This window comes from Aeromonas sp. DNP9, assembly GCF_001728955.1.
In the GTDB taxonomy this organism is placed as follows: domain Bacteria; phylum Pseudomonadota; class Gammaproteobacteria; order Enterobacterales; family Aeromonadaceae; genus Aeromonas; species Aeromonas veronii.
Genome location: NZ_LYSQ01000050.1, coordinates 1 through 8,837, shown reverse-complemented (window position 1 = coordinate 8,837; position 8,837 = coordinate 1). Strand labels below are relative to the sequence as shown.

Annotated in this window: 8 protein-coding genes and 2 pseudogenes; 3 read left to right on the top strand and 7 right to left on the bottom strand. The window is 58.5% G+C overall.

Annotation, left to right across the window (positions count from 1 at the left end):
- Window positions 1–136: 136 nt before the first annotated feature.
- Genes A9G06_RS20940 through A9G06_RS20915 form a run of 6 tightly spaced genes read right to left on the bottom strand, consistent with a single transcriptional unit; the run spans window position 137 to window position 4,964 of the window.
- Window positions 137–1,315, bottom strand: a complete 1,179-nt coding sequence (locus A9G06_RS20940; protein WP_069556511.1) for a hypothetical protein — start codon at window positions 1,313–1,315, stop codon at window positions 137–139.
- A 2-nt stretch (window positions 1,316–1,317) separates the two neighbouring features.
- Window positions 1,318–1,980 (bottom strand): energy transducer TonB, encoded by a 663-nt coding sequence (locus A9G06_RS20935; RefSeq protein WP_069556510.1) that lies wholly within the window; start codon window positions 1,978–1,980, stop codon window positions 1,318–1,320.
- Window positions 1,977–2,378: a biopolymer transporter ExbD gene (locus tag A9G06_RS20930; RefSeq protein ID WP_005339369.1), complete on the bottom strand. Its 402-nt coding sequence runs from the start codon at window positions 2,376–2,378 to the stop codon at window positions 1,977–1,979. Before A9G06_RS20930 ends, A9G06_RS20935 begins: the two co-directional genes overlap by 4 nt.
- Window positions 2,375–2,905 carry a MotA/TolQ/ExbB proton channel family protein gene (locus A9G06_RS20925; RefSeq protein WP_005339367.1) on the bottom strand — a complete coding sequence of 177 codons (531 nt, stop codon included), beginning with the start codon at window positions 2,903–2,905 and terminating at the stop codon, window positions 2,375–2,377. Before A9G06_RS20925 ends, A9G06_RS20930 begins: the two co-directional genes overlap by 4 nt.
- Window positions 2,902–4,206: a MotA/TolQ/ExbB proton channel family protein gene (locus A9G06_RS20920; protein WP_069556509.1), complete on the bottom strand. Its 1,305-nt coding sequence runs from the start codon at window positions 4,204–4,206 to the stop codon at window positions 2,902–2,904. The genes A9G06_RS20925 and A9G06_RS20920 overlap by 4 nt, the downstream gene beginning before the upstream one ends.
- Entirely contained in the window at window positions 4,203–4,964 is a 762-nt protein-coding gene (locus tag A9G06_RS20915; protein WP_069556508.1) for a DUF3450 domain-containing protein, read from the bottom strand. The genes A9G06_RS20920 and A9G06_RS20915 overlap by 4 nt, the downstream gene beginning before the upstream one ends.
- A 210-nt stretch (window positions 4,965–5,174) precedes the next feature.
- Here A9G06_RS20915 and A9G06_RS20910 point away from each other — a divergent pair, with 210 nt between their 5' ends.
- Window positions 5,175–5,951: a LuxR family transcriptional regulator gene (locus A9G06_RS20910; protein ID WP_005357256.1), complete on the top strand. Its 777-nt coding sequence runs from the start codon at window positions 5,175–5,177 to the stop codon at window positions 5,949–5,951.
- A 324-nt stretch (window positions 5,952–6,275) separates the two neighbouring features.
- Window positions 6,276–6,545, top strand: a pseudogene (locus A9G06_RS21780) (helix-turn-helix domain-containing protein); the annotation flags it as partial.
- A 34-nt stretch (window positions 6,546–6,579) separates the two neighbouring features.
- Here A9G06_RS21780 and A9G06_RS20905 read toward each other — a convergent pair.
- Window positions 6,580–7,702: pseudogene (locus A9G06_RS20905) on the bottom strand (IS3 family transposase).
- Window positions 7,703–7,712: 10 nt separating this feature from the next.
- Here A9G06_RS20905 and A9G06_RS21775 point away from each other — a divergent pair.
- Window positions 7,713–8,837, top strand: a protein-coding gene (locus A9G06_RS21775; protein WP_139126329.1) for an IS3 family transposase whose coding sequence is annotated in 2 segments (ribosomal slippage) — window positions 7,713–8,061 and window positions 8,061–8,837 — 1,126 coding nt annotated over the 2 segments. Because the reading frame shifts where the segments join, the coding sequence is not laid out codon by codon here. This gene is flagged as partial in the annotation.

Genomic DNA, 8,837 nt, shown 5'->3' with positions numbered 1-8,837 from the left:
GTTTGGCGTGTTCCGCCGTGCTGGTAGGGGCGCATTATAGGGAGCCGCGCCGGGATGACAAGGGCTTTTTGCAAAAACGCGTTCGTTTGCTGAAAAAGCGAACTGAACGCCCCAAAACAACCCCTTGGCATCTCTTTTACGCCGCTTTTTTGCTCAACTCTTCGCTTTGTGTCCGGATATAGTTGACCCAGCTGGTTGCCTTCTGTTGCCAGTTATCCTGTTGCTGCAGCTCACGGGCCAGTTCCAGCGCCTGGGCATACTGCTCCTTATTAAGGTGCGCCTGCACCAGCAACGCTTTGGCACGATTGCCTTGCTCGCCTTTTACCGACTTGATGGCGGCGAGCTGGGTCATGGCAGCATCTGTCTTGCCCTGTTGCAGCAGCAGTTCGGCGGCGCGCATGGCGGCTTTGGGCTGACCATGCTGGTTGGCGAGCAACTGCCAGCTATCGACCGCTTGTGACCACTCCCGGGCACCTTCCCACAATTGGGCCAGCAGTTGGCGGTTTTCAGCACTTTGCTTCATCTGTCCCTTGGCCATGGCCGCCTCCAGCAGACGGGCACCACGATAAGGCAGCCCTTGCCAGGCATAGAGGCGGATCAGCTGGTTGCGGGCTGACGCGTCATCCATCAGTTTTCTGTCGATGGCAGTCTGCAGCAGCGCCAACGCCTGATCCCCACGTTTGGCGGAGAGGTTGAGCGACACCGCCTGCTGCCACCATTTGCTCTCTTTGGGTTCGTGGCTGATCAACTCGGCCGCCTGATCAGCAGCCACGCCATAACGTTGCTGAGCGGTGAGGGCGGAGAGACGAATGATGGCGGCCTGCTTCTGCCAACCCTTCTTCAACAACTGTTCGCTCTGGCTGGCAGCGTCACCGTACTGTTTGTTGTGGTAATAGAGGCCGGCCAGACGCAGGCGCAGCCCATCGTCTTGTTTGAGTGCCAGTGCCGCCTTGTAGCTGGCGATGGCGCCAGACCAGTTGGATTGCTGGGCCTGAATATCGCCGCGCAGTCGCAACAGCTGGAGCTGTTGCTGCTCGGGCCACTCTTTATAGGCAAGAGCCTGTTCGACATAACGGCTCGCCTGGGCGGTCTGTTGCAGATTGGCCGCCAGCGAGGCTTGCAACTGCGCCAGCCAGGCACGCTCGGCATCGCTATTTGGCTTGAGGCCGGACGCCTTGCTTTGAGCTTGTTGCCACTGACCGGACTGATAGAGCTTCATCACGGGTTCAAGCTGACGGGAGAAGTGAGGGCTGACCTCCATCGCCAGACAGGCTTGGCCGACCAGGGCCAGCAGACAGATCCAGATCCGCAACATAGTTATGACTCCAGTTTGAATTTGAGCGTGATGACTTGCACCAGCTTGTCGGTAGCGCCCGGTCTCGGCTGATAGCGCCACTTGTTGATCGCCTGAATGGCCGCCCGCTCGAACTGACGCTTGGGCTTGGCCTCGACCACTTCCACATCCTGCACGCCACCTTCAGCATTCACGCTAAAGCGCAGGGTGACGAATCCTTCGATCCCTGACTGCTGGGCACGATAGGGGTAGATCGGCTCGATCCGTTGCAGCGGCATCAGCATGTCACCTGCGCCGATACCCGCTCCCTGCTGCTGGCCGTGGTAGTTGCCACTCAATACCGGTGCGGTACTGGTCGCCACTCCGGGGGCATAGACCTGCACCGCACTGAGGCTGGAGACCAGATCCAGACTCGGCTCAACGGCCGCCACGGGGGCCGCGGCAGGCATCGGCAACGGTGTCGATGCCAATGCCGCGGGAGGCTCTGGCAGAGGCTCGGGCTCCTGCGGCACCGGACGCTCGCGCACCTGCACCTCGGTCACCTCGTTCTGCATATTGATGACGATAGGCTTCTGTTCGCTCGCCACCTTCTCGCCCCGGGGCGGTTCAACCAGCGTGGCCATAAACAGCAGGATGCCCAGACTGAGGGCGATCCCCAGCCCCAGGCTCATCAGCTTGTATTTCATTTCGGCGCCACCGCCACGGCGATATTGGCGATACCCGCCGCCTTGGCCTCATCCATCACCCGCACCACCTTGCCATGGGGCACTCGCTCGTCGGCCTGGATCACCAGGCTGGCATCGGGCTGCTCCGCCAGCAGACGGGCGATGGTGGCCTGTACCCGCTCCACATCGATCTGCTTGCGGTCGAGGAAGATCTGACCCTGAGCCCCGATCGCCAGCATGATGCTGGAGGATTTCTGCGCCTTGGCCTGACTGGCCTGGGGCCGGTGCACCTCGAGCCCGGCTTCGCGCACGAAGGAGGTGGTGACAATAAAGAAGATCAGCATGATGAACACGATATCCAGCATGGGGGTCATGTCGATCTGCACTTCGTCACGCTGGCGTTTGGATTGCCGTCTCATTGCATTACCTTCTCTTCTCGCAAGCCGTCCCGGGTCTTGGCCAACGCACGCTTGGCCTGACTCTCGAGCCGGCTGAGTAACAACACGCCGGAGAGCGCCACCACCATGCCTGCCATGGTGGGGATGGTGGCGCGGGAGATCCCGCCCGCCATGCTCTCCGGGTTAAAGCGGTTGGCCGCGGCCAACGCATCGAATACGCCGATCATGCCGGTCACAGTGCCCAGCAACCCCAGCATGGGGCAGAGCACCACCAGGGTGCGGATGAAGATCAGATGACGGTTCAGTTCCAGCTCCGCCTGTGCCAGCCAGCGGCTGCGGATCGCTCGGGCGTGCCAGCTGTGGCGCTCGCTGCGGGCCTGCCAGCGGCCGAGCAGCTGTTGCTGCAGCGGGCCGAAACCCAGATTGAGGTAGAGCAACCGCTCGATCATCAAAATCCACATCAGCACCAGCAGGGCCAGAATGACCCAGAGCACCGGGCCGCCACGGCCCATGAAGCTCTGCAGCTGTTGCCAGATGTCGAGCATCATGCTGCTCGCTCCATCCCGTTGTTATTGCTCTCGGCACGCTCAGCCAGAATGCCGGCCACCTGCTGCTCCAGTACATTGGAGAGCTCGGTGAAGCGGGATTGCAGCAGGCTGTGGGCCAAGATCAGCGGAATGGCCGCCACAAGACCCTGTACCGTGGTGACCAGCGCCATGGAGATGCCGCCCGCCATGATCTTGGGATCGCCGGTACCAAACTGGGTAATGGCCTGGAAGGTGCCGATCATCCCGGTCACGGTACCGAGCAGACCCAGCATGGGGGCGATGGCCGCGATCACCTTGACCATGCCGATGCCGCGCTCCATGCGAGGAGTCTCCTGCAGGATCGCCTCATCAAGACGCAGCTCGAGAGTCTCCATGCTCAGCTCGGGGTGTTTGTCCGCCACCGTCAGCACCCGGCCGAGGGCGTTGTCGGCGTGATACTCGCCGCTCTTGAGCTGGCGGCGCACCCGACCCAGTTCGCGGGAGAGGCTCCACAGCCGTACCGCCGCAATTCCCAAACCGATGGCTGCCAGCAGCACGATAATGGCGCCGACCTGACCACCTTGCTGTACCTGCTGCCAGAAGGTGGGCGCCTGTGCCAGCATCGCCAGCAGAGTGCCATGCGAAGGATCCAGCGGCAGCGCTTCCCCTTCCTGACCCTGATAAGCCGCAACGGCAGAGAGCACGCTACCGGGCAGACCCAGTACCGGGCTCAAGCCTTCGGCTGTCGGTTGCAGGAAGCCGTCACTCCCCAGCAGGGCAAAACTGCCAACCCGGGTCAGCGACTGCTCGCTGGCAGCCCCCTGGGCATCGAGCACCTTGCCGTTGAACCGGGCAATCCGGCCAGATTCACGGATCTCCTGCAGCAGCGTGGCGGGCAGCAGGGCGAGGGCGGCGCGATCCGGCACCTGTTTATCCTGTGCCATGGCTTTCAGCGGGGCGAGACGCTCCGGGTACTGGCCCTCGACGGCGGATTCGCTCAGCAGCTTGACCGCATCGCTGGCGCCCTGACGGGTGACCGCGAAGATCTCGTTCATGTCGCCGGAGGCTTGCTCCCACTGGGCGTTGAGCTCGACCAGCTGCTTCTCGTTGCTGGCGAACTTGCCAGCCAGCTCCTTGCTCAAGCGCTGGGCCTCGGCCAGTCTGGCGCGGGCAGTGCCGAGCTCCTTGGCAACGGTCGCCAGGTCTTGCTGAGCCTGCTGTTCACGAGCCTGTTCCTGCTGCTGCCACTCATCGGCGACAGCAGCGTTGGTACCGCAGGAGAGGGCAATAAGGAGGGGGAACCACTTCATGGTGACTCTCATGATTGGGCCTCCTGACTACGGCTGACAGAGAGGGGGACATTGAGCAACTGGGGAACTTTCTTGTCGGCGGCCACATCCATCGCCTCGGCGATAGGGGAGAGCCACTGGCTGTCGAGGGCTTGCCACTGCTTCGCCTCGGCAGACCAGCGCCATGCCTGACTGCGATCGGCCGTCATTGCCAGCAGGGAGACCCGGCCCAGCGCCAGCACATCGACCCGACGAGGAGCACCATCCAGCTCCAGCTCGGCGGAATAGCTGTCCATCCGGCTGCCGTACTCGGCTTCGATCTGATAGGCCTGCAGCAGCTGACGGAATTTCTCTGCCTCGCTAACGTCTGCGCGGGCCAGGGTCGCTTTCAACTGTTCAACCCGCGCCAAACGATCTTCCTTGCGCAGCGGGATGTCATTTTGCACCAGCTGTTCCAGATCTGCCTGCATCTGCAACATCAGCGGGATCAAGCCCTGACGGGTCTCTTGCACCGCTTCCAACTGCTGGCTCAATTTACCCAGCTCATTTTGCTGATCGGCCACCAGAGATTGCATGTAGCGGTTGTAGGCTTCGAGGTCACGCAGTTGCAGCTGGGCATTTTGCAGCTCCAGTCGTGCGGCAACAGCGGCATCGGCGGCTTTTTCCACCCGCTGCTGGGAGGCTTTCCCGGCAGCTATGCTGTTCTTGAGGGCGGGAGCAACCAGCTCATCCCCGATGGCAGCAAAGTGGACTGACAGTGGCAGCAGGGCCACACACCATAATTTGTTCATTGAAATACATCTTACTAATGATAACCATTATCATTATCTCAAATGCAGGGCGGACTGGCAACGAGAGGATTTTCTTGGCCTTTATGCACAAAAACAGGATAATTTTTAAGCACGCACGGAATAAGTGGCGCCAATAGCCACCGCACAAATATAAATAACGAGAAAAAATCTTTTCGATCAGTGTGATAGAGATCGAAAAAGGAGAAAGTAATGCTCAACGATGCGATCTGGGAACATATCGACAAGTTCACCAAGGCAACAAAAACCAGCGATATCCAGCAACTGCTGGAGCGCTTCAGTCATCAAATGGGCTTCGATTACTTTCGGCTGCTGATTATTTTCCCCATCAGCATGCAAAAATCCCACGTGGCACTGTTCAACAACTGTCCGACCACCTGGTTTGACGCCTATAGCGAAAACCAGTATCTGACCCAGGATCCGGTGGTCTATCTGGGGCTGAAACAGACCCAGCCGATCTTCTGGAACAAGCTCGACTGCGACTCGCCCTGGCTGCCCAGCGCCAGCCGCGACGTGATGAACCTGGCGGCCGATTTCGGGGTACGCAATGGCGTCTCCTTTCCGCTGCACACCCCGCAGGGGGAGCACGGCATCCTCTCATTCATCACCAAGGAGAAATCCAACTCCGACCTGATGTTTGAAAATGTCCCGCTGCTGTCATTCTGCGCCAGCTACATCTTCAACTCCGCACTGCAACTGATCAAAAGCAGACCGGATATGATGAAATACCTGACCGAACTGTCGGATCGGGAGAAGGAGTGCCTGTTCTGGGCCAGCGAAGGCAAGACCTCCTGGGAGATCGCCACCATCCTCGGCATCAGTGAGCGGACGGTCAACTTCCACCTGACCCAGGTGACCAACAAGACCGACTCGAAGAACCGTAGTCAGGCCATTGCCAAAGGGATCACCAGCGGCATCATAGTGCCCTCCCTCGATGAGGTCACCATCACCAACCTGCGGCTGTCGTAACCATCAGCCGAAACAAAAAGAGCCGCAATAGCGGCTCTTTTTTGTATAAGAGCAATTAAGTATCATACCAAATCACTCTGCGTGGTACATTTATACGGCAAAAATCGTAGCTCCACTGAATAATAGTTTCATACCAGTTGGCGTGTTATATACTGAGACAAGCTTAGAGTAAAACAATAAAGTATCATACCTACTATTTTAACAGTAACGGTTTACTAAATTGCTGTTCCGAATAGTAGATCACTGGAGGAAGGGAACTCAGTCCAGTTTGTGCGATCTCATTAGTCGCCAAACAAAACAAGCCATACCCAAAGGACTGAGTTGATGCCTATCCTGCCACGACCACAACGGCGCCGCATTCACAAAATCATCCATGCCACGCGTGATAAAGGGCATGTTCGTCGCTTGATGGCCATCTCGCTGTTACATGAAGGACGCACGATCACTGATGTTCATCACCTTACCGGCGCTGCTCGATCGACCATCGGCCGCTGGCTTCGGTGGTATCGAGATGAAGGGGTGGGGGCTCTAGAAGCCTTAGCGGCTGGCCGTGCCCCGGTCTTACCTGTCGCCAAGATTGTCACCTTACTAGTTGCGTATTCCGGCGAAGTGAATCGCCCCTGGTTTTCTAGACACTCTGTTGCTGAAAAATAAACTGCCTTTCAAACTCTACCGGCGACAGCCCATCATTGGAACCATGGCGCCTGATTGGGTTGTAAAACATCTCGATATAATCAAATACATCGCTTTGGGCTTCGTCTCTTGTCGCGTAAATCCTGCGCTTGATCCGCTCCCGTTTGAGCAACTGAAAGAAGCTCTCGGCGACAGTATTGTCGTGACAGTTGCCACGTCGGCTCATGCTGCAACTCAGGTTGTGAGCCTTCAGAAAGTCCTGCCATTCACCACCGGTAAACTGGCTGCCCTGATCCGAATGCACCAGTACCGGTTGCTTGGGCTTGCGCCGCCAGACGGCCATCAATAACGCATCCACCGCCAAGTCTGCCGTCATGCGTGACTTCATCGCCCAGCCGACGATCTGGCGAGAGAACAGGTCGAGCACCACAGCCAGATACAGCCACCCTTCTTGAGTGCGAATGTAGGTAATGTCAGTCACCCAGGAGAGGTTGGGGGCTGGCACTTTAAACTGACGTGCCAGCGTGTTTGGGGCCGCCTGCGTGCTCTTGCCTCCATAATGCCCCTTGCGGCGTTGATAGCCCGTTTGCGAACGCAGGCTTCCCCTGCGTCACGAAGGTCGCGATGGATCTTGCGATAACCGTAGACAGCACCACTTTCCAGCCAGGATTGCTTGACCAATCCTATCAGTCGTTCGTCCTCCTCTTGTCGTGGCGATACGGGCTGTTTCAGCCACGCGTAGAAGCCACTTCGGTGAACCCCCAGGGTCTGGCACAGGGTAACGACACTGTACCGGTCGAGTCGGGAGGTTATGAACGCGTACCTTTCCTTGACTCGCTGGCAAAGTACAGCGCCTCCTTTAGGATATTGCGCTCCTCGGTGACCTGGCGCAGTTCGGCTTTCAGGCGGCGGATCTCGGTTTGCAAGGCTGACTCTTCGAGCTGCTGGTCAGCAGGCTTGCCGTACTGCCTGAGCCAGGCATACAGACTGTGGCTGGATACCCCAAGGGCTCGTGCAACGTCAGCCACCGGCCGTCCGCGCTCGGTGATTTGTTTAACGGCTTCGATTTTGAATGTGTCCCGTCCTGAATATGGTTTACACCTTTCCCCCCAATAAATGGAGAACCCGATGGGACAAGGTGTGAAACGGACGCAGCGCGATTACTCGCTGACTTTTAAATTGGCACTGGTCGAGCAGATTGAAAAAGGCGAGCTCACCTACAAACAGGCTCAGGTGCGTTATGGCATTCAGGGCCGCTCCACTGTTCTGGTATGGTTGCGTAAACATGGTCGGCAAGATTGGAGCCAGGGGGCTTCTGTACGCGCCGGCAGGAGCATCACCATGCCTGACCCTGACAACCAGACGCCCGAACAGCGTATCAAGGAACTCGAGCAACAGCTGGCACTGATGAGCCAGAAGGCCCAGTTCTTTGAGGCCGTCGTCGATGTACTGAAGAATGACTACGGCGTCTCCATCGTAAAAAAGCGACCCGGCAAGTCCTCTCGCAGCGGCAAGTCGAGAGGCTGACCATTGTCAGGGCTTGCCTGTTTCTCGGGATAAGCCGGCAGGCTTACTACAAGCGCAATCGGGTCGCCGACGAGCGCCATGCACAGGGATTGCAGGTGGTGCGCTTTGTGCGTCAGGTTCGACTGCGACAACCTCGGGTCGGCACCCGCAAGCTGCATTATCTGCTGCAGGGTCAGGATGATGGCGGGCTCAAGGTCGGGCGGGACAGGCTGTTTCAGATATTGGCCGAGCACCGCCTGCTGGTGCCACCCAGACGGGCGTATCACAAGACCACCCACAGTTTTCATCGTTTCTACCGTCATCCCAACTTGCTCAAGGCGGAGCCAGAGCAGGTCACGCCGGTGGCCCCGGAGCAGGTCTGGGTCGCAGATATCACCTATCTGCCAGCCAGGAGCGGGCCGCTGTACCTGAGCCTGGTGACGGATGCGTACTCACGCAAGATAGTGGGCCATCACGTGCACGAAGGGATGCACGCCGAGTCGGTTGCGATGGCGTTCAAGAAAGCGCTGAAGCAACGGCGTGGCGGCGGTGAACTCATCCATCACTCGGACCGCGGCGTGCAGTATTGCTCGGGGCTGTATCAGTCATTACATGAACGATACGGGGTGAAATGCTCGATGACGGATGGGTATGACTGTTACCAGAATGCGTTGGCGGAGCGGGTGAACGGGATTTTGAAAGGAGAGTTATTGTTGCAAAGCCCGCAGGATTTGGCGCAAGCGCGGG